The following is a 19,272-nucleotide window of genomic DNA, read 5'->3' as shown; positions in this document are numbered from 1 at the left end:
GGGAGCCGCGCGGGGTCAGGCTCCAGGAGTCGTCGGCCGGCCCGGCCCCGTGATCGGCGGCACCGGCACGTCCACGGTACGGACCAGCCGCGCGCCCTTCGGCCCGTACGCAGCCCTCGGCTCGGGGAAGCACCACAGCAGGCCGAGGAACAGGACCGCCGCGACGGCCAGCGAGATCGGCAGTCCGATGTCGACCCCGTCGGCCAGATCGCCGAGCGGTCCCACGAACTGGCCGGGGATGTTCGTGAAGAGGACACCGAGCAGCGCGGAGACCCACCAGGCGGTCATGCCGCGCCAGTTCCAGCCGTGCGTGAACCAGTAACGGCCGCCGCGCTGGCGCCGGTTGAAGACCTGGAGCGCGTCGGGGTCGTACCAGCCGCGGCGGGTGAGGAAGCCCAGCATCATCACGACCATCCACGGTGTCGTACAGGTGATGATCATCGTGGCGAACGTCGAGATGCTCTGGACGAGGTCGAAGCCGAAGCGGCCCACGAAGATGAACGCGATGGACAACACACCCACCAGCACCGTGGCCTGCACCCGCGACAGCCGCGGGAACACGGAGGAGAAGTCGAGCCCCGTGCCGTACAGCGCGGTCGTGCCCGTCGCCATGCCGCCGATCAGTGCGAGCAGGCACACCGGCAGGCGTCGCGGGTGCGGGCGAGACGCAAGAGGTCTGCGCTCAGCTCGAAGCGGAATGTTTCAGGCCTATTGCTGAGCAGGGGATATCCGGCCAGGGGGCCTGCGCGGCGACATGGCGCCCGCCCAGTTCCAAGGGAGACGTGTTCGATTTCCGTCACTTCGCGCCACTGATTCAATACGCAAGGTTACTGAAACGCGTGGGGTCGACGTGTGTTTCCGTCGCGGAATCGGCAGACTCGCGCTCGCCGCACCGGCAACACCGAGCCGGTGCGGCGTTCGACCGAGCGGAAGGATGCACACAATGCCGAACACCGCGCGCTGGGCAGCGACGATCACCCTGACGGCCACCGCCGTCTGCGGTCCCCTGGCCGGGACCGCCCTCGCCGCCTCATCGCCGACCGCGCTCTACGCCCCCTCGTCCCTGGTGTTCACCACGGGCCACGGGGAGATCGCGGCCGAGGCCACACCTGAACGCGCGGTCACCCTGAACTGTGCGCCGACGGCCTCGGGCACCCACCCGGCCGCGGTCTCCGCCTGTGCCGAACTCCGTGCGGCGGGTGGTGACCTCAACGCCCTGCCGGCCAGATCCGACGTCCTGTGCACCCGTGAGTACGACCCCGTCGTCGTCACGGTCGACGGCGTCTGGCAGGGCAAGCGGATCTCGTACGAGCGCACCTTCTCCAACGAGTGCGTGAAGAACTCCTACGGGACGACCGTCTTCACGTACTGACAGGGCCGGGGTCGCGTGGTCCTCCGAGTGCGTCGACGGAGGCCCGCGTAAGCGGATGGGGAGTGCGAGTCCCGTCGCGGAGTGCCGCGTGACCTCGCAACAGGGGCCGGCGGAGAGACGGAGTGGGGCCGTCTCTCCGCCGGCCCTGGCATGTCCGGCTTCACTGCGGGCCGGTGGCGCAGTCATTTCCGGCCCGAGGCGCGGGAGGCAGTTCCGTCAAGGGTGGGAAGCGGGTCAGGAGGCCGCAGGCGCGTAGCAGGCGGTGGATGCGGGGCTGGTCGGAGACCAGGCGGAGGGTGCCGCCGCGTTCCCTGGCCCGGCGTTCGGCCCGGCACAGCACCCGCAGCCCTGAGCAGTCGAAGAACTCGACCGCCCGGAGGTCCGCCACGACTTGGGGCACTCCGTCCGAGGTCAGGGCGTCCAGGTGCTCGCTCAGGGCGCCGGCCGTCGCCATGTCGATCTCGCCCAGCACCTCGACGACGGTGAACCCGGGGCCCGGGTAACTGTGTGCGTACGGGTTCGCCGGGGGCGGCCTGAACCCCGCCGCGCTCCCGGGCCCGGGGGCCGCGCCTGCGAGCCCGGGCTCCGCCGCGCCCGCGAGGCCGGGCTCCTCGTGGCCGCCCTCGGACGGTCCGGCGGCATGATCATGGGGTTGGGGTGGCATGTCGGCTCCACCTCGTACAGGTACGGGCGTATTCGATCTCGGTTGTTACCCGTAGTGCGCCGGAACCATCCATACCGCCCTCAACGCAAGATCTAGTTCACTCGACCTAGTGAACTTCAGCTGTAGCCGTTGACTTTTGGTCTTTATGTTTGCTCAACGTGCCCTGTTCATGGGGGTGTTGTCGACGTACAGTCACCGTGCTGCCCCAGTCCCTGGCCGCACCACGCACTTCGTACGACTGTCTGGCCAAGGAGGGTTGGCGGTGGGAACGCCGGTACGCGCTTCCTCGGACGGGCCTGCGCTGCTCACCGAGCACGGGCTCATGGAACCTGTCCGGGAGATGGAGTTCACGGCCCTCTTCGCGCGCCAGGACGGGGAGTTCGCGGCCCAGGCGGCCGCCGTGGCGGTGACGCAGGTCATCGATGCCCCGCTGTCGTTCGTCTCCCCGGTCCTCGACGCGGGCTGCTCCGCGAGCAGATGTCTGCTGGCGCGCAGCGCCGCCGACACCTGCCGGATCGTCCTCACGGCGGACCCCTCGGGCATCACCGTCGCGGCCACCGACGACGTGGCGGTCCCCCTGGACGCGGGCGACCCCGCCGGCGCCAAGAATCTGCCGCTGCTCGCCGTCGTGGACGGCCTGAACGTGCACCACGGCCCCGACGGCCATGTCTGGGTCGTGTGGAAGGGGTCGTGGCGGCGAACCGGTGTGGCTCCGGGCAGCCCCGGCCAATCTTGAAGCACCGCCCGCCGGGAACCCGGGCAACCTTGATCCACCGGCCCCCGGGCAGCCCCGTACAGCCTTAATGCATATGATGCGCAAGTGCGTGATTACTGCATAAGAACGGCGACCCCCGACGACGTCGACGGCGCCCGCTCCGTGATGCTCGACACCGTCTACCGGGACTTCGGCACAGGGTACGTACCTCGCTGGCACCGGGACATCATCGACCTCCACGGCGCCTACGTCGCGCCCGTCCGCCACACCCTGCTGGTCGCGGTCGACCCGCGGGACGGCACGGTGGCCGCGACCGCCGCCCTCGACGCCCGCGGCCCGGCCCACCCGCCGAACCCGCGCCACGTGGCCGAGCGCTACCCCTCCGGCGAGACCGCCCAGCTGCGCCGGGTGTACGTCCGCCCGGAGGACCGCAGACAGGGTCTGGCCCGCCGGCTCGTCGCGGGGCTGCTCGACTTCGCGGTGGCCGACGGCGGCTATCGCTCCGCCTATCTGCACACCGACCCGTCGGTGCCCGGAGCGGAGGCGTTCTGGCGTTCGCTGGGCAAGGCCGTCCACGACGAGCGCGAGGAACCGGGCGGCGGCCAGGGGATCATCCACTTCGAAGTCCCCCTGCCCTGATCCCTGCCCGGATCACCGCCCTGATCCCTGTCCCGATCCCTGCCTGACGACGCGGCCCCGCCCGCACCAGGCACCCCGCACCAGGCACCCCGCACCAGGCATTGCGCACCCCGCACTCCGCACCCCGTACCGAACGAAAGCAGCCATGCTCCCTCTGCCACGCCGTCGCAGGTTCGTCGCCGGACTGCTGCTCGCCCCCCTGCTCACCGGCTGCTTCGCCTCCGGCGGTGGCGACGAGTCCTCCGACAGCGCGGCGGGCGTACGGCTGAAGGTCGCGCTCGCCTTCCCGCCCGCCGAGAACTTCTCCCCGTACGGCGCAGACGCCACCCTCCTCAGCCGGCTCGGCGTCACCGAGGGCCTGACGCGCCTCGACGCCAACGGCGCCGCCGCCCCCGCGCTCGCCGAGTCGTGGACCCGCGAGAACGACCGCGACTGGCTGTTCACCCTGCGGGACGCCGCGTTCCAGGACGGTACCGAGGTCACCCCGAAGGCCGTCGCCGCCGCCCTCACCCGCGCCGCGGGCGCCGACCCCGTGACCGCCGCCCTGTCCGGCGTCGAACTGACCGCCGAGGCCGCGGGCGACAGCCGGGTACGTGTCACCACCGCCGACCCCGACCCGGCCCTGCCGCTGCGTCTGTCCAGCCCCGGCCTGGTGATCCTCTCGGCGAAGGCGTACGCGAAGAAGGACGCCGTCAGCCCCGTCGGCACCGCCACCGGCCCCTTCGAACTCACCAAAACCACCGGCACCACCGCGGCCCGCCTCGACCGCTTCGACGACTACTGGGGCGGCCGCGCCCAGGCCTCGGGCGTCGACGCGAAGTTCATAGCCGACGGCACCGCCCGGACGAACGCGCTGCGCACCGGTGAGGCCGACATCGCCGAGGCCGTACCCGTCTCGCAGGCGGCCTCCCTCGACAAGGCGACCCGTCGCGAGACGGCCACCACCCGCACCACCAGCCTGCTGCTCAACACCGGGTCGGGCGCGTTCAAGGACGCGAGGACGCGGGCCGCCGTCCGCGAGGCGATCGACACCTCCGCCCTCGCCAAGGGCGTCTACGAGGGGTACGCCGACGCCGGAGCCGGCATCTACGGGCCCGCCCTCACCTGGGCGGCCGACAAGCGCGTCAAGCCGGCCGGCCGGGCCGCGGCGGGCTCCGCCACCGGGAAGACGGTCACCGTGGCCACGTACGACAACCGGCCCGAGCTGCCCGAGGTCGCCCAGGTGCTGAAGCAGCAGCTGGAGAAGGCCGGGTTCACCGTGAAGCTGGAGGTGCGCGAGTACTCGCGGCTGGAGAGCGACGCGCTGGCCGGGAAGTTCGACGCGTTCGTGTCCGCCCGCAACACCATGCTCGACACCGGCGACCCGGTCTCCATCCTCGCCAGCGACCACACCTGCGAGGGCAGCTACAACCTGGCTCAGCTGTGCGACAAGAACGTCGACAAAGCCGTCTCCGAGGCCGAGTCGGTCAGCGACACCGCCGAGCGGCAGGACGCCGCGATGACCGCCGAGGCGGCGGTCCTCGGCACGGACGCCGTCGTACCGCTGGTCCATCAGCGGATCATCACGGGCGTCGGCGCCAAGGTCAGCGGCGTGCTCCTCGACCCGTACGAGCGCAGCCTCGTCGGCGTCGGCACCCGGCGCTGACGGGCGGTCGCCCACGTGCCCGAGGCAGCCGCCGTGCGTAAAGCGGCCCCCTTGCCTGACGCAGCCCCCGTGCCCAAGAGGGCCCACATGCTCAGGGTCGTCTTCCGGGGCGGGGCGCCGGTGCTGCTCTGGCGTGCCGTCCTCGTCGCCGTCCTCCTGTGCGGAGTAGGGCTGCTGCCGTGGCTCTCGCGTACCGACCCGGCGCTCACCGTGCTCAGGGCGCGGTCCGCCGAACGCACCGCGACCCCCGACGTCCTGGACGCGATCCGCGCGCAGCTCGGCCTGGACGCCGGGCCGGCGCGGCTGCTCGGCGACTGGCTCGGCGGACTGCTGCACGGCGACGCGGGCGTGTCGTGGATATCCGGCGCGGAGGTCATGCCGTCCGTAATGCAGGCGCTCGGCGTCTCGCTGCTGCTGATGGGCGGGGCACTGGTCGTCGCGGCGGTCACGGCGGCCGGCGTGTGCGCGCGGACCCTGCGGTTCGGGGCCGGCCGACGGCTCGACGAACGGCGTTCCGCGGGCACCGGCTCGGCGTTCCTGGCCACCCTGCCCGACTTCCTGACCGCCTCGGTGCTCGCCTCCGTCGTCGGCGTACAGCTCGGCTGGCTGCCCGCCCTCGGCTGGTACGGCCCCCAGTGGATGGTGCTGCCCGCGCTCTCGCTCGGCCTGCCCGCGGGCGCGCTGCTCGGGCGGATGCTCGACGACCTGCTGCCGGGCGCGTTCGCCGAACCATGGGCGCTGGCCGCCGCCGCGCGCGGAGTCCACGGCCGCACCGTCGCACGCCAGGCCCTGCGCCGTTGCGTCCCCGGCCTGCTGCCGAACCTGGGGCTCTTCGTCGTCGGCCTGACCGGCGGCGCGGTGGCCGTGGAACAGATCTTCGACATCCCGGGGCTCGGCCGGCTGTCCCTCCAGGCCGCGGTGGCCCAGGACCTGCCCGTCCTCCAGGCCGGCACCCTGGCCCTCGTCGTGCTGGCCGCGGCCGTCGGCGGCCTCGCCCGCCTCGGCGCCCGCCTCCTGATCGGCCCGGCCCTGCGCGACGGCGCGCTGCCCTCACTGCACCGCCCGACACCGTCCCGCCCCACCACACCGCCCCTGCTGTACGGGGGCCTGCTGCTCGTCGTCGTGGTGCTGGGCCTGGCCCGCGACCCCCTTGAGCTGGACACCACGGCACGACTCCGGCCCCCGTCCTGGGCGCACCCCTTCGGCACGGACGCGCTGGGGCGTGACGTCCTGGCCCGGGTCGGCCACGGCGCGCTCGACACGCTGGCCCTGGCAGCCGCCGTCAGCGCCGCCGCACTGCTCCTGGGCGTTCTCCTCGGGTTGCTGCCGCGGTTCTCCGGGCCGCTCGCCGACACGGTCAACGCGGTCCCGCCGGTTTTGGCCGCCCTCCTCGTCACCGCGGTCGCGGGCAGCGGGGCCACCACCCCGGCCCTCGCGGTGACCGCGGTCGCCTGGGCGCCCCTGGCCGCCCACACCTCGGCCCTGCTCCGCCAGGAGACGGCCACCACGCACCTCGCGGCGACCCGCGGCCTCGGCGCGACCCCGCTCCAACTCCTGCGCCACGAAGTCCTGCCGGCCGTCCTGCCCCCGGTCCTGCGCCACGCCCTGCTCCGCCTGCCCGGCGTGGCCCTGTCCCTCGCGGCCCTCGGCTTCCTCGGCCTCGGCGCGCAGCCGCCGTCCCCGGAGTGGGGCCTGCTGCTGTCCGAGAACCAGCCGTACGCGGAACGGGCGCCGTGGGCGTCACTGGCACCGGCCGCCGCGCTGGCCCTGCTGGGAGCCGTCGCGGTCACGGCAGGCGGCGGCGTCACCCGGCCCCGCTCCCTGCGGGCACGCGCCAGGCGACGACATGCCTGAACCAACAACGCGCTCCAAGGCTGCGAGACCCCTCACCACCCTCCGCACCTTCACCTCCCTCTCCCCGCTGCTGCGCCTGCTCGTCCTCACCCAGCTCGCCTTCAACATCGGCTTCTTCGCGGTCCTGCCCTTCCTCGCCGCACACCTGGGCACGGCGATCGGCATGGCGGGCTGGCTCGTCGGGCTGGTCCTCGGGCTGCGGACCTTCAGCCAGCAGGGCCTGTTCGTTGTGGGCGGCGCACTGGCGGACCGGTACGGGGTGCGGCCGGTGGTGCTCGCCGGCTGCGTCCTGCGCATCGCGGGCTTCGCCTGGCTCGGGTACGCGGAAGCCACTTGGGCGGTCATCGGGGCGGTCCTCCTGATCGGTTTCGCCGCCGCGCTCTTCTCACCCGCGGTCGAGTCGGAGGTGGCCCGGCAGGCGGTGTGCCGGGAGGAGGCGGGGGAGGGCCCGCGGACCCACGTACTGGCGCTGTTCACCGTGGCGGGGCAGGCGGGCGCGTTCATCGGCCCGTTCATCGGGGCGCTGCTGCTGGGCGTGGACTTCCGCACGGTCTGCCTCGCCGGGGCGGCGGTCTTCGTGCTCGTCCTGGCGGGCCACGCGTGGCTGCTGCCGCAACGCATCCCCGGCCGGGTGCAGGTACGTTCCCGCGGCGGACTCGGCCGCCTGGCACGCAACCGCCGCTTCCTGGCCCTGTGCTGCGCGTACGGCGCCTATCTCCTCGCGTACAACCAGCTGTACCAGCTGCTGCCCCTCGAAGTGGAGCGAGTGACGGGCTCACAGGCGCCGCTGGCCTGGCTGTTCGCGCTCTCCTCGCTGCTGGTCGTGACGACCCAGCTGCCCGTCACACGCTGGGCGGGCAACCGCCTGGACCTGCGCCGGTCCATGGCGACGGGACTGCTGCTGATCTCGGCGGGGTTCGCGGTCGTCGCCGCGGCCCGCCCCGCAGCCTGGACGGGAACGGTGGGGCTCCTGCCCGTGGCCGGTTACGTCGTCCTGCTCACCCTGGGCCAGATGCTGGTCGCCCCCGCGGCCAGGGCCTGGGTCCCCGACCTGGCCGAGCCGGACAGACTGGGCCTCTACACAGGCGCCCTCTCCTCGATCTCCGGCTTCATAGTCCTCCTGGGCAGCGCCACGACAGGCACCCTCCTGGACACGAACCTCCCCCCGGCCGTTCCCTGGCTGCTCCTGGCATTGGTCCCGGCGGCGGCGACAGCACTACTGCCCCACCCCCTCAGGCAAGGACTGGGGCGCAGCCCCGTCCTTGAGGGGCGCGGGGAACTGCGCGACCAGCCGTCCACACCGCCGCAGACGACATCGCAACCCCCGGGAGGGGAACGCAAAGAGGGGCCGCCGTCTCCCTGAAGACGGCGGCCCCTCGGCCCAGCGGCGACGCGAACGCGTCACATGTGAACGACAGGCGCAGCGTCAGGATCCTGCTCCGGAACCCCGGGACGGAACAGCAGGAACGTGATCAGCGCACCCGCGGCGAAGAACCCGGCAGACCACCAGAACGCAGTGGTGTAGCTCTCGATCGACGACTGGGCCCGCACCAGCGGGTCCGTCGCGTCCTTGCCGACCAGGAAGCTGGTAGCGGCACTCGCCGCGAGCGTGTTCAGCAGCGCGGTCCCGATGGACCCACCCACCTGCTGCATGGTGTTCACCGTGGCGGACGCCACACCAGCGTCCTCCGCGGCGACCCCACTCGTGGCCAGAGCCATCGCGGGCGGCATCACGATGCCGAGCCCCGCACCCATCAGCAGCAGCGGCGGCAGCACCGCGGTCGAGAACGCGGAGTCGACGTCGATGGCGGTCAGCCAGGCCATCGCGAGCGCGGCGAGCGCGAAGCCCGCGGGGATGACGGTCTTGGGTCCGATGCGCGGCACCAGGATCGTCGTGGACACCTGGGCCATGACCATCAGGGCGGCCATCATCGGCAGGAAGGCCACACCGGTCTTCGTCGGGCTGAAGCCCAGGTTCAGCTGCAGGTAGTAGGTGAGGAAGAGGAAGACACCGAACATGCCCGCGCCGGTGACGAGGACGGCGATGAACGAGGCCGCGCGGGTCCGGTCCAGCAGGACGCGCATCGGCAGCAGCGGGTGCGCGGCACGGGTCTGCCACCAGCCGAACACCGCCAGGAGGATGCCGCCCGCCACCAGGAAGCCCCAGGTGAGTGCGGAGCCCCAGTCGTGGGTCTCGGCGTTGGAGAAGCCGTACACCACGGAGAAGAGACCGGCGGAGACGAGCAGCGCGCCGGGCAGGTCGAGCTTGGAGTTCGCGGCGTCACGGTGGTTGTTCAGGAGGATCCAGCCGCCGACGAAGGCGGCGACGGCGAAGACGACGTTGACGTACAGGGTCCAGCGCCAGTCCAGCGCGTCCGTCAGTACACCGCCGAGCAGCAGGCCGAGCGCGCCACCGGCACCGGCGATCGCGCCGTACACGCTGAACGCCTTGGCGCGTTCCTTGGCGTCGGTGAACGTCGTGTTCAGCAGGGAGAGCGCGGCGGGTGCGAGCAGGGCGCCGAAGACACCCTGGAGGGCGCGTGCGACGACCAGCATCCCGAAGCTGTTGGCCGCGCCGCCGAGTACGGAGGCTCCGGCGAAGCCCGCGACACCGATGAGGAAGGCGGGCTTGCGCCCGAAGAGGTCGGCGATCCGGCCGCCGAGGAGAAGCAGCGAGGCGAAGGCCAGGGCGTACGCCGTGACGATCCACTGACGGTTGCCGTCGGAGAACCCGAGGTCGGCCTGGGCGGACGGCAGTGCGATGTTCACGATGGTCGCGTCCAGCACCACCATCAGCTGGGCGATACCGATGATCGCGAGGATCCACCACCGGTTCGCCGGGCGCACCGCGCCGGGTGCGTCCGGGGCGCCCTTGCGGGCGTCCTCGGACAGGGTCTGTGTCTTGGACATGGGAGGACTCCAGGGAAAGTTCGCTCGGCACTGGAAGTACGTAAACGAAACTGTTTCGTACTCTTCGAGGCTAGACCACTTTCATCGAAACGACAAAGTTTCGCTAGCGAGACGGACGTCACACGTGCGCCGGTCAACCTGGAGGGCCGGTCAAGGGTCCGGAAATCCGGTCCCGGGCCCTGCGCCGAGCCTTACTGCATCTGCCGTCGCACCAGCTCGTGCAGCCGGCCGCCCGTGTCCGCGAGAAGCTGCGCGGGCGTGCCCTGCTGGGCGATCCGGCCGTCCTCCATCACGATGACGCGGTCCGCGTCCATCACGGTGGACAGCCGGTGCGCGATCACCACGCGGGTCGCGTTGAGCGCGCGGGTGCTCTCGATGACCGTGCGCTGGGTCTCGTTGTCGAGCGCGCTGGTCGCCTCGTCGAAGAAGAGGATGCGCGGGCGCCGGATCAGCGCCTGGGCGATCATCAGCCGCTGGCGCTGGCCGCCGGAGACCGCGCCGCTGCCCGAGACGATCGTGTGCAGCCCCATCGGCATACGCCTGATGTCGTCGGCGAGCCCCGCCATCTCCGCGGCGGCCATCGCCTCCTCGGGCGTGTAGGGCTCCGTACCGCAGATGACGTCCATGATCGAGCCGGTGAACGGCTGCGCGTGCTGGAGCACGACACCGCACTGGCGGCGTACGGCGGACTGGTCGAGCGCGGCCAGGTCCTGGCCGTCGTACAGCACACTGCCCGCGACCGGCTTGTCGAAGCCGATGAGCAGCCGCAGCAGTGTGGACTTGCCGCAGCCGCTGGGGCCGACGACCGCCACGAACTCGCCGGGCCTGATCGCGAAGGACAGGTCGTCGAGGACGAGCGGCCCGTCGTCGGTGTACCGGAACGACAGCTTCTTCGCCTCGATGGCCCCGGACAGCTCGGCGGGGCGCGTGCTCGCCACCCGCACCTCCGGCTCCGCGTCGAGGACCGGCTTGATCTCCTCGAACATCGGCAGCGCGGCGACCATCGACACGAAGGAACCCGTCAGCTGGGTGACCGAGGTCAGCAGCATGGTCATCGAGGTGTTGAAGGTGAGGAAGGCGGCGGCCGACAGCGTTCCGCGGGCCGGTCCCGCCAGCAGCATGAACATGATGAGCGAGCAGAGCGGCAGATACACCGAGCCCAGCACGGTCGTCAGGTTCTTGATCCGGCCGACCCGCTGCTGGAGTTCACGGCTGCGGGCGAACTCGCCCGCCCAGGCCGCGTACGCGTAGTTCTCGGCCGCCGCGACCCGCAGCTTCGGCAGCCCGCGCAGGGTCTGGAAGGCCTGGTTGTTGAGCTTGTTGCTCAGCACGATCAGCCGGCGCTGCCAGCGCACCTGCCACAGACCCAGCCCGAGGAACACCCCGGCGATCACCACGAGCATGCCGATCGCGGCGAGCGCCATCGGCACGCTGAACCAGAACAGCAGCGCGAGGTTCATCGCGCCGACCGTGACCGACTGGACCACCACGGGGCCGAGGCCCGCCATCATGCGGCGGATGGCGCTGATGCCCATGGCGGCACTGGCCAGTTCACCCGTGGAGCGCGAGGTGAAGAACTTCGTGGGCAGCCGCAGCAGCCTGTCCCACACGGCCGGCTGGAGCGTGGCCTCGATCCGGCCCTCAAGCCGCAGCATGGTGAGGTTCTGCATCAGCGTGAACGCCGCCGACACCGCACTCGCGATCATGATGGCCAGACAGATCTGGACGATCAGGCTCTCCTGGGCCTTCGGCACGAACTCGCCCAGCACCTTGCCGGTCGCGACCGGCACCAGCGCGCCGAGCGCCACCGTCACCAGACCGCTGAGCGCGAGATTGCGCATGTCCCCGCCGGTCCCCTGGAGGCTGAACCGCAGCAGCCGCAGCGGGGTCAGTCCGCGGTCGGGCAGCGGCCGGTAGAACATCACCGCACGCGGCTCGAACTCCGCCGCGTTCGCCTTCTCCACCGGTGTCTCCCGGCCGCTCGACGGATGCACCGCCACATAGCCGCCGCGCCGCCACAGCAGAGCGGCCGGCGCACCCGAGGCGACCCGGTGCCCGACCAGTGGGCCGACGTTGTCGCGCCACCAGCGGCCGTCGAGGCGGACGGCACGTGCCCGGACCCGGGAGGCGAGCGCGATCCGCTCCACCGGGTCGAGACGGTCGCTCTCCGAGCCGCCCTTCGCGGGATCGGCGAGGGTGATCCCGGCCGCGCGGGCGACCAGCCTGCACGCCGCGTACGTGGCATCGGCGTCGGCCGCGCCCTGACCCTGGCCCGAACGCTTCGATATGGAGGCGAGCAGCGTGCGGTCGGCCTGCGCGCGGACCGCCTCGCCCGCCTTGATACCCGCGGCCGTCCGGGTCTCGTGGGTGCGCTCCAGCTGCTCGATCCAGCGGTCGAGGGTGGCCAGCAGCCGGTACTGCTGGTCGACCATCGTCTGCCACATCGCCGGGTCGACCAGCAGGTCCGCCGCGGCCTCGGCGCCGTACAGGGAGCCGTACTGCACACTGCCCGGCGGTACCTGCGTCCACAGGATGTCGTCGTCGGTGAGGGCCGCGCCCCGCTCGGTGGCGAGCGGCGCCTCGAAGAGGATGGCGAGGCCCCGGCCGACACCGAGGGACAGGGCGTACTCCAGGGGGCTGGTCGACGGGGGTACGTACTGGGGGGTGCCGTACGCGTCGTACGTCCAGGTCTCTGTCTGCGGCGGGCGGTGCAGCTCGCGCAGCTCGATACGGCGCAGGACGCACTCACGCAGGGGCCGGCCGACGAGCGTGTGCTGGGGTCCGGCGACCGGGCCGAGCAGCAGCGAACCCGCTTCGAGGCGGCCGAGATGGTGCCAGTGGCCCTGCTGCGCCGCGTCCACGGCGAAGAGGTCCATGGCCCCGGCCGCGACGAGCCACAGGACGTGCGGCCCTTCGAGGTCCAGACGGTTCAGGCCCGAACCGTCCACCGGGACACCCATGCCGCCGAGCGCGGCGAGCACGTAGTCGCCCTCGGTCACAGGTTGCTCATGTTCAGGTTGCTGCTGGTACTCGTTCTGCGGGTACGCGGACGTCATCTCATCGCTCCCTGACCAGCTCGGCGTACGCGCCGCCGGCCGCCACCAGGGCGTCGTGACGCCCGCGTTCCACGACCGTGCCGTGCTGGAGCACCACGATCTCGTCGCTGTCGCGCACGGTGCTCAGCCGGTGCGCGATGACCACACAGGCACAGCCGCGCCTGCGCAGGTTGTCCATCACGAGCTGCTCGGTCTCGGCGTCCAGCGCGCTCGTCACCTCGTCGAGCACCAGGATGCTGGGCCTGCGCACCAACGCCCGCGCGATCTCCAGGCGTTGGCGCTGCCCGCCGGAGAAGTTACGGCCGTCCTGCTCGACCCGGCTCTGGATGCCACCCGGGCGCCGCATCACCACGTCGTACAGCGCCGCGTCCCGCAGCGCCTCGACCACCGCCTCGTCCGGGACCGACGGGTCCCACAGGGCGATGTTGTCGCGGACCGTGCCCTCGAAGAGGAACACGTCCTGGTCGACGAAGGAGACGGAGGAGGCGAGCGCGCCGCGCGGGATGTCCTCCAGCCACTGCCCGTCGATCCGGATCACACCCTCCCACGGCGTGTACAGGCCCGAGATCAGCCTGGACACCGTCGACTTGCCGCTGCCGGAACCGCCGACCAGGGCCACCTGCCGGCCCGGACCGACCGTCAGCGAGAAGCCGGACAGCAGCGGCTTGTCGAGCGGGCTGTAGCCGAAGGTGATGTTCTCCAGCTCCACATGGCCCTGCAGCCGACGGGTGCTGTCGTTCGCGCCGCGCCGCGAGTAGAGCGGGTCGGCGGCGAAGTTCTCGACGTCCTTCAGCCGGGCCACGTCGGCCGCGAAGTCCTGGATACGGCCCGCCACACCGTTGAGCCGGGTGATCGGCGCGGTGAAGCGGGTCACCAGCGCCTGGAACGCCACGAGCAGACCCACGGAGATGTGTCCCTCCACGGCCCGCATGCCGCCGATCCACAGGATCAGGGCGCTGTTGAGCGTCGCCAGCGTCGGCGCCACGACACCCAGCCAGGCGCTCGGCACGCCGAGGCGCTGCTGCTCCTCCAGCGTGGTGGCGTGCTGTCCCGCCCACTTGCGGAAGTAGCCGTCCTCGCCGCCGGTCGCCTTCATCGTCTCGATCAACTGCAGGCCCGTATAGGCCGTGTTGGTGAGCCGCGCGTTGTCGGCCCGCAGCTTCGCCGTGCGCGTCGCCCGCAGCCGGATCACGACCCGCATCGCCACCACGTTGAGCAGCGCCACTCCGACACCCACCGCCGTGAGCTGCGGATCGTAGGTGTAGAGCAGGACGGCGTACAGGACCACGACGACCGCGTCCACGCCCGCCGCCGCGAGGTCCCGGGCCAGGGTCTCGGCCACCGCGTCGTTGGACTGGAGCCGCTGCACCAGGTCGGCAGGGCTGCGCTGGGAGAAGAACGTGACCGGCAGCCGCAGCAGATGCCGCAGGAACTTGGCACTGCTGAGCGTCGAGGAAATCAGCCGGCCGCGCAGCAGGTTCGCCTGCTGCAGCCAGGTCAGCACCACCGTCAGCAGCACGCTCGCGCCCATCGACGCGAACAGCACCCCGAGCAGCGAGGTCTGCCCGCCGATCAGGAACATGTCGATGTACGTGCGGCTGAGCGCAGGCACGGCGGCGCCGACCGCCACCAGGAGCAGGCTGGCCAGCACGGCGGCGGGCATGGTGCCCGAGGTGCCGCGCAGCCGGGCGGGCATCGCACCCATGACGCCGGGCCTGCGGCCACCCTTCTCGAAATCAGGACCCGGTTCCAGGACGAGGACGACGCCCGTGAAACTGGTGTCGAAGTCCTCCATGGAGATGAAACGCCGGCCCTTGGCGGGGTCGTTGATGTGCACCCCGCGCCGGCCCAGACGGCGCCCGATCCCATCGAGGACGACGTAGTGGTTGAACTCCCAGAACAGGATCGCCGGGGCCTGCACCTCGGCGAGCGCCGCCGTGTCCATCTGCATGCCCTTGGCCGTCAGGCCGTAACTGCGGGCCGCCTTCAGCAGGTTGCTGGCCCGCGAGCCGTCGCGCGAGACACCGCAGGCGATCCGCAGTTCCTCCAGCGGGATGTGCCGCCCGTGGTGGGCGAGGACCATCGCGAGGGAGGCGGCGCCGCACTCCACGGCCTCCATCTGCAGGACGGTGGGCGTACGGGCGCGTCCGCCCCGGCCCTTGGGGACCTTGCGCTTCGGGGGCGCCGAGCGGCGGCGGCCCCGTACGGGCGGCGGCAGTTCGGCTCCGGTGGTGTGCGTGGCGGACGAGGTGTCCTGGGGTGCGGTCACGGCAGCAGCCAATCGATGGGGCGCTGGTCGTCCAGGCGGATCGAGCCGGCGGCCATGGCCATGGAGTCGAGCCGGAACGGCGGGCCCTCGGCCGACGACCACTTGTAGCCGGACTTCGTGCCGGAGGAGGTGTCGAGCCGGACGAGGACGGCCACCGGCCGGCCCTTCTCGGTGAACTGCTCGCCCAGTTGGCTGTCGCCGAGGAAGGCGGCGATCTGCTGCGGTGACTGGGCCGCCCGGTCCACCGACTTCACATGGCCGCGCAGCACCCCGTACTCCTGGGTCGGCACGGACTGGACGGTCAGGTCGACGGCGGCGTTCGCGGGGATCGTCGCGGCGTTCTCGGCGGGCACGTACACCGTCGCGTACAGGGGGTCGTCGGCGCCCGCGACCTTCTCCACCGCGGCCACGTTCGTGCCGGTGCTGATGATCGCGCCGATCGTCGCGGCGAGCCCGGAGACCCGGCCCGCGGCGACGCTGCGTACGACCGTCTCACCCCTGGCCGTACGGACCTTGAGGACGGGGGCGTTCGCCTTGATCCGGCGGCCCTGCTCGGTGAGGACCGCGGTGACCTGGCCGGAGACAGGGCTTTGCAGAAGGTAACTGCCCTGCCCGTGCGTGAGGATGGCGGGCGCGCTCACCGTGGACGCCACGGAGCCCGTCACGGCCCAGACCGACGCGGCCGCCATGACGACGACCGTCACGCACAGCACGAGCCAGCCCTGGGGGCGGGCGAAGCGCACCGGCAGGTCCAGCTCCTCCGGCGACTGCAGTTTGGCGAGGGCCTGTTGACGGAACTGCACGGAATTCTCACCTGCGAGTGACTGATGGCGCGTCCCGAAGACGAACCGAGCCAGAAAACAAAAGAAAGAGGCAGCACCCGTGAGTCCCGGAACCGGGGAATGGTTCCGGGACTCACGGCACGCTAAGCGATCACAGAAGTGATCAGAGACCGGCGACCAGGCCGGTGACCGGGGCGGTGTTCAGGCCGGTCGCACCCTCGACCGTGCCCACGACGGTGTCGACGAGGCCGGAGACCGGGGCGATGCCGTCGACCACACCGGTGACGGTGCTGAGGGCGTTCAGCGCGAGGCCACCCGAGACGTTGTCGAGGTCGGCGTCGGAGATCTCGGCGGTCTGGACCTGGGGGGTGGAGTTCATGATGAACTTCCCTTCCTATTGATATTCACAAGGGGGGAGCGGCCCCCTCTGGGGACAGATGGTCGGCCGCGACCGCGAGCGCCCGGATCCCGAAAACGAAATCCGAGGAACGGCCCCCGCGGTGCAATGGATCAAAGCACGGCGGCGCATCGCTCATCCAATCAACGGGCCATACGAACGGGGCATTTCGGAGCCCGATCGGTTCAACCGTGCAGGCCTGCGCACCGCGTGGTGGCGACTTCTTCACATGGCCCCGGAGGTCATGCACATCTCCGCAACACAAGGCGGAACCTGAATCGGGCACACCTCGCCAATGGCGCGGCACGCGACGATCCGTTGTGCGGATTCGCCGCGTGCCGTGACTCCACTGCGTATTCGCTGTGCAGATTTGCTGAAGCCAGGATTCCGCTCCGGCCGGCGGGCTTTCCGTCACCGCCCGGTCGCTGAAGGTGACCGGTCCGCGGTCAGTCGAGCTTCTTGAGGAGCTCGGCCGCGAGCGGAGCGGAGGAGGCGGGGTTCTGGCCGGTGACGAGGTTGCGGTCGACGACCACGTACGGGGCCCACGGCTCGCCCTCCCGGAAGTCGGCGCCGATCTCCACCAGACGGTCCTGGAGCAGCCACTTGGCCTTCTCCGCGAACCCCGCCTGGGTCTCCTCGATGTTGGTGAACCCCGTCAGGCGGTAGCCGGCGAAGGCGTTGCCGCCGTCCTCCGTGGTCGCCGCCAGCAGCGCGGACGGGGCGTGGCAGACCACACCCAGCGGCTTTCCCGACTCCAGGGCGCGGACGAGCAGGCGGCCCGAGTCGGCGTCGACCGCGAGGTCCTCCATGGGCCCGTGGCCGCCGGGGTAGTAGACGGCCGCGTACGCGTCGAGGTCCACGTCCTCCAGGCGGATCGGACGCCGCAGCCCGTCGAACGAGGCGAGGGTGGCGGCGACCTTCTCCGCGCCCTCCTGCCCGCCGTTCAGCTCGGGGGCCAGGCTGCCCTGGTCCACGGTCGGGACGACCCCGCCCGGGGTGGCCACGACGATCTCGTGGCCGGCGGCCTTGAATGCCTCGTACGGGGCGACGGCCTCCTCAGCCCAGAATCCGGTCGGGTGCTTCGTGCCGTCCGCGAGAGTCCAGGAATCGGCACCGGTCACTACGAAAAGAATCTTCGACATGTATCGAAGGTAGGCCTATGGGACACAGAGATCCAATGGGGGATCAATGGGGGGATCCCCATGGATGCGTCAGGGGCGCCGCATTTCCTGTGACGTCGCGGGAACAGTCCCGAATACACCCGAATGAACCGGCGCGGCCCGAGAGCCATGTGGCCGTATTCCCGTCACTTTCGCGCTTTCGGCTGGGATGCTTCCCGCGCCGCCGACCGGTTCCGGCATCGAGCGGGTGACGCCGTCCGGGCGGGCCGGCCGGTATCCGTGGTGGTCAGCGTCATGGGGCCGTCGGTCCCCGTCGTCGCGGCCCGAACCTCCCGCGCGGCCGATTCGCGCTTTCGCAAAGGAAGTTGCGCAACAAGTTTGAACGCCCCACGTACCGCTTGCGTATCAACAGCCATCCAGGCGCCCGCAGTCAGCCGTCATTCGGCGGCTCGGACCCCCAGTCCCCAGGAGGTCATGAAGTTGAGTCACAAGCGGATACCGAAGCGCAAGGCCGTCATAGCCGCAGGAGGCGTGGTCGCGCTCGGCGCGGCAGCCCTCATCCTGCCCAACGCGATGGCGTCCCAGACCGATGCGACGGAAGGTGCCGCCCCCAGAACGCTGAAGGCCGCGGACGCGTCTGACCTCGCCTCTCAACTGGCCGAACTGCTCGGTGAGAGCTACGCCGGCGGATATTACGACTCCGGCAAGCAGCAGCTCATCATCAACGTCGTGGGCGACAACAACAACATCATCCTGGCGGAGAAGAAGGGCGCGGTGGTCCGGCAGGTCGAGAACAGCACCGCCGAACTCAAGACGGCGTCCCAGACGCTGAAGGCCGACGCGACCATCCCCGGCACCTCCTGGGCCGTCGACCCCCGGACGAACAAGATCCAGGTCACCGCCGACAGCACCGTCACAGGTGCGAAGTGGGACCAGCTGGAGTCCACCGTCCAGACGCTCGGCGCGGGCGTGGCGACCATCAAGAAGTCCGCCGGTGAGTTCAAGACGTTCGTCGAGGGCGGCGACGCCATCTTCGGCGGCGGCGCGCGCTGCTCGCTCGGGTTCAACGTCGTCGCCGACGACGGCAGCCCGGCCTTCCTGACCGCGGGCCACTGCGGTGTCGCCGCCGCGGAGTGGTCGGACGCGCAGGACGGCGCGCCGATCGGCACGGTCGAGACGGCCACGTTTCCCGGTGCCGGTGACTTCGCCCTCGTCAAGTACGACGACCCGGCGACCGTCGCTCCCAGCACGGTGAACACCGGTGAGCAGACCGTGGAGATCCTGGCGGCCGCGGATGCCACGGTCGGCGAGACGGTCATCCGGATGGGCAGCACCACCGGTCTCAACGACGGTCAGGTCACCGGTCTCGACGCCACCGTGAACTATCCGGAGGGCACGGTCACCGGCCTCATCCAGACCGACGTCTGTGCCGAGCCCGGGGACAGCGGCGGCTCGCTGTTCACCGCGGAGGGCAGTGCGATCGGGCTGACCTCGGGCGGCAGCGGCGACTGCACGGTCGGTGGCGAGACCTTCTTCCAGCCGGTGACCACCGCGCTGACCGCCGTGGGCGCGACGCTCGGCGAGGGCGGCGCGGGTGCGGGCGAGGAGGCCGGGGCCGGTGAGGAAGCGGGTGCTGGTGAAGAGGCCGGGGCCGGCGAGGAAGCGGGCGCTGGTGAAGAGGCGGGTGCCGGTGAGGAAGCCGGGGCCGGTGGTGACGCGGTCGGCGGTGAGGATGTCGGTGGTGAGGCCGTCGGGGGCGAGGAGCAGGCCGGCGATGCCGGTGACCAGGCCGGTGACGCTGCGGGTGATGGTTCGGGTCACGACCAGTGATCTGACCTCGCGTCAGTA

The 19,272-nt window shown here is 71.3% G+C and carries 14 protein-coding genes and 1 pseudogene; 7 read left to right on the top strand and 8 right to left on the bottom strand.

Features of this window, described 5'->3' with window-relative positions:
• Positions 1-15: 15 nt before the first annotated feature.
• A pseudogene (locus C6Y14_RS42445) lies at positions 16-651 on the bottom strand (cytosine permease); the annotation flags it as partial.
• A gap of 292 nt (positions 652-943) precedes the next feature.
• Here C6Y14_RS42445 and C6Y14_RS42440 point away from each other — a divergent pair.
• Positions 944-1,372, top strand: coding sequence for a protease inhibitor (locus C6Y14_RS42440; RefSeq protein ID WP_107022281.1), 429 nt, complete (start codon positions 944-946; stop codon positions 1,370-1,372).
• A 160-nt stretch (positions 1,373-1,532) separates the two neighbouring features.
• On the opposite strand, the gene C6Y14_RS42435 is transcribed toward C6Y14_RS42440, so the two are convergent.
• Positions 1,533-2,036, bottom strand: coding sequence for an STAS domain-containing protein (locus C6Y14_RS42435; protein WP_107022280.1), 504 nt, complete (start codon positions 2,034-2,036; stop codon positions 1,533-1,535).
• Positions 2,037-2,298: 262 nt separating this feature from the next.
• Here C6Y14_RS42435 and C6Y14_RS42430 point away from each other — a divergent pair, with 262 nt between their 5' ends.
• The 5 genes from C6Y14_RS42430 (at position 2,299) to C6Y14_RS42410 (ending at position 8,252) form a co-directional block, all read left to right on the top strand.
• Complete coding sequence (locus tag C6Y14_RS42430) at positions 2,299-2,772, top strand: hypothetical protein (protein ID WP_107022279.1); 474 nt, start codon at positions 2,299-2,301, stop codon at positions 2,770-2,772.
• A gap of 84 nt (positions 2,773-2,856) precedes the next feature.
• Positions 2,857-3,390 carry a GNAT family N-acetyltransferase gene (locus tag C6Y14_RS42425; protein ID WP_107022278.1) on the top strand — a complete coding sequence of 178 codons (534 nt, stop codon included), beginning with the start codon at positions 2,857-2,859 and terminating at the stop codon, positions 3,388-3,390.
• Between the two features lie 145 nt (positions 3,391-3,535).
• Entirely contained in the window at positions 3,536-5,035 is a 1,500-nt protein-coding gene (locus tag C6Y14_RS42420; protein ID WP_107022277.1) for an ABC transporter substrate-binding protein, read from the top strand.
• A gap of 87 nt (positions 5,036-5,122) precedes the next feature.
• A complete protein-coding gene (locus tag C6Y14_RS42415; RefSeq protein ID WP_107022276.1) occupies positions 5,123-6,889 on the top strand; it encodes an ABC transporter permease subunit in 1,767 nt (588 codons plus the stop codon).
• Positions 6,882-8,252 carry an MDR family MFS transporter gene (locus C6Y14_RS42410; protein WP_107022275.1) on the top strand — a complete coding sequence of 457 codons (1,371 nt, stop codon included), beginning with the start codon at positions 6,882-6,884 and terminating at the stop codon, positions 8,250-8,252. Before C6Y14_RS42415 ends, C6Y14_RS42410 begins: the two co-directional genes overlap by 8 nt.
• Positions 8,253-8,290: 38 nt before the next feature.
• Here C6Y14_RS42410 and C6Y14_RS42405 read toward each other — a convergent pair whose 3' ends face one another.
• The 6 genes from C6Y14_RS42405 to C6Y14_RS42380 all read right to left on the bottom strand — a co-directional run bounded on the left by C6Y14_RS42405 (position 8,291) and on the right by C6Y14_RS42380 (position 17,445).
• Complete coding sequence (locus C6Y14_RS42405) at positions 8,291-9,799, bottom strand: MFS transporter (RefSeq protein ID WP_107022274.1); 1,509 nt, start codon at positions 9,797-9,799, stop codon at positions 8,291-8,293.
• Between the two features lie 191 nt (positions 9,800-9,990).
• On the bottom strand, positions 9,991-12,759 hold the full coding sequence (locus C6Y14_RS42400) for an NHLP bacteriocin export ABC transporter permease/ATPase subunit (RefSeq protein ID WP_225891556.1): 2,769 nt from the start codon (positions 12,757-12,759) through the stop codon (positions 9,991-9,993).
• Between the two features lie 97 nt (positions 12,760-12,856).
• Positions 12,857-15,073, bottom strand: coding sequence for an NHLP family bacteriocin export ABC transporter peptidase/permease/ATPase subunit (locus C6Y14_RS42395; RefSeq protein ID WP_107022322.1), 2,217 nt, complete (start codon positions 15,071-15,073; stop codon positions 12,857-12,859).
• A 47-nt stretch (positions 15,074-15,120) separates the two neighbouring features.
• Positions 15,121-15,927: an HlyD family efflux transporter periplasmic adaptor subunit gene (locus C6Y14_RS42390; protein WP_107022272.1), complete on the bottom strand. Its 807-nt coding sequence runs from the start codon at positions 15,925-15,927 to the stop codon at positions 15,121-15,123.
• Positions 15,928-16,069: 142 nt separating this feature from the next.
• Positions 16,070-16,285 carry a type A2 lantipeptide gene (locus tag C6Y14_RS42385; protein WP_107022271.1) on the bottom strand — a complete coding sequence of 72 codons (216 nt, stop codon included), beginning with the start codon at positions 16,283-16,285 and terminating at the stop codon, positions 16,070-16,072.
• A 464-nt stretch (positions 16,286-16,749) separates the two neighbouring features.
• Complete coding sequence (locus C6Y14_RS42380) at positions 16,750-17,445, bottom strand: type 1 glutamine amidotransferase domain-containing protein (RefSeq protein ID WP_107022270.1); 696 nt, start codon at positions 17,443-17,445, stop codon at positions 16,750-16,752.
• 459 nt (positions 17,446-17,904) lie between these two features.
• Between C6Y14_RS42380 and C6Y14_RS42375 the strand changes: the two genes are divergently transcribed.
• Positions 17,905-19,254, top strand: a complete 1,350-nt coding sequence (locus C6Y14_RS42375) for a S1 family peptidase (protein ID WP_107022321.1) — start codon at positions 17,905-17,907, stop codon at positions 19,252-19,254.
• Positions 19,255-19,272: the final 18 nt, after the last annotated feature.

The sequence above is a fragment of the Streptomyces dioscori genome (genome assembly GCF_003024195.1).
GTDB lineage: Bacteria > Actinomycetota > Actinomycetes > Streptomycetales > Streptomycetaceae > Streptomyces > Streptomyces dioscori.
Note: the sequence above shows the minus strand (reverse complement) of the source record. Positions and strands in the feature narration are given on the sequence as shown.

Excerpts from the sequence above, each read along its gene's own strand:
- C6Y14_RS42440 (WP_107022281.1), top strand. The coding sequence starts at position 944 with ATGCCGAACACCGCGCGCTGGGCAGCGACGATCACCCTGACGGCCACC.
- C6Y14_RS42435 (WP_107022280.1), bottom strand. The coding sequence starts at position 2,036 with ATGCCACCCCAACCCCATGATCATGCCGCCGGACCGTCCGAGGGCGGC.
- C6Y14_RS42420 (WP_107022277.1), top strand. The coding sequence starts at position 3,536 with ATGCTCCCTCTGCCACGCCGTCGCAGGTTCGTCGCCGGACTGCTGCTC.
- C6Y14_RS42415 (WP_107022276.1), top strand. The coding sequence starts at position 5,123 with ATGCTCAGGGTCGTCTTCCGGGGCGGGGCGCCGGTGCTGCTCTGGCGT.
- C6Y14_RS42410 (WP_107022275.1), top strand. The coding sequence starts at position 6,882 with ATGCCTGAACCAACAACGCGCTCCAAGGCTGCGAGACCCCTCACCACC.
- C6Y14_RS42405 (WP_107022274.1), bottom strand. The coding sequence starts at position 9,799 with ATGTCCAAGACACAGACCCTGTCCGAGGACGCCCGCAAGGGCGCCCCG.
- C6Y14_RS42400 (WP_225891556.1), bottom strand. The coding sequence starts at position 12,759 with ATGGGTGTCCCGGTGGACGGTTCGGGCCTGAACCGTCTGGACCTCGAA.
- C6Y14_RS42385 (WP_107022271.1), bottom strand. The coding sequence starts at position 16,285 with ATGAACTCCACCCCCCAGGTCCAGACCGCCGAGATCTCCGACGCCGAC.
- C6Y14_RS42380 (WP_107022270.1), bottom strand. The coding sequence starts at position 17,445 with ATGTCGAAGATTCTTTTCGTAGTGACCGGTGCCGATTCCTGGACTCTC.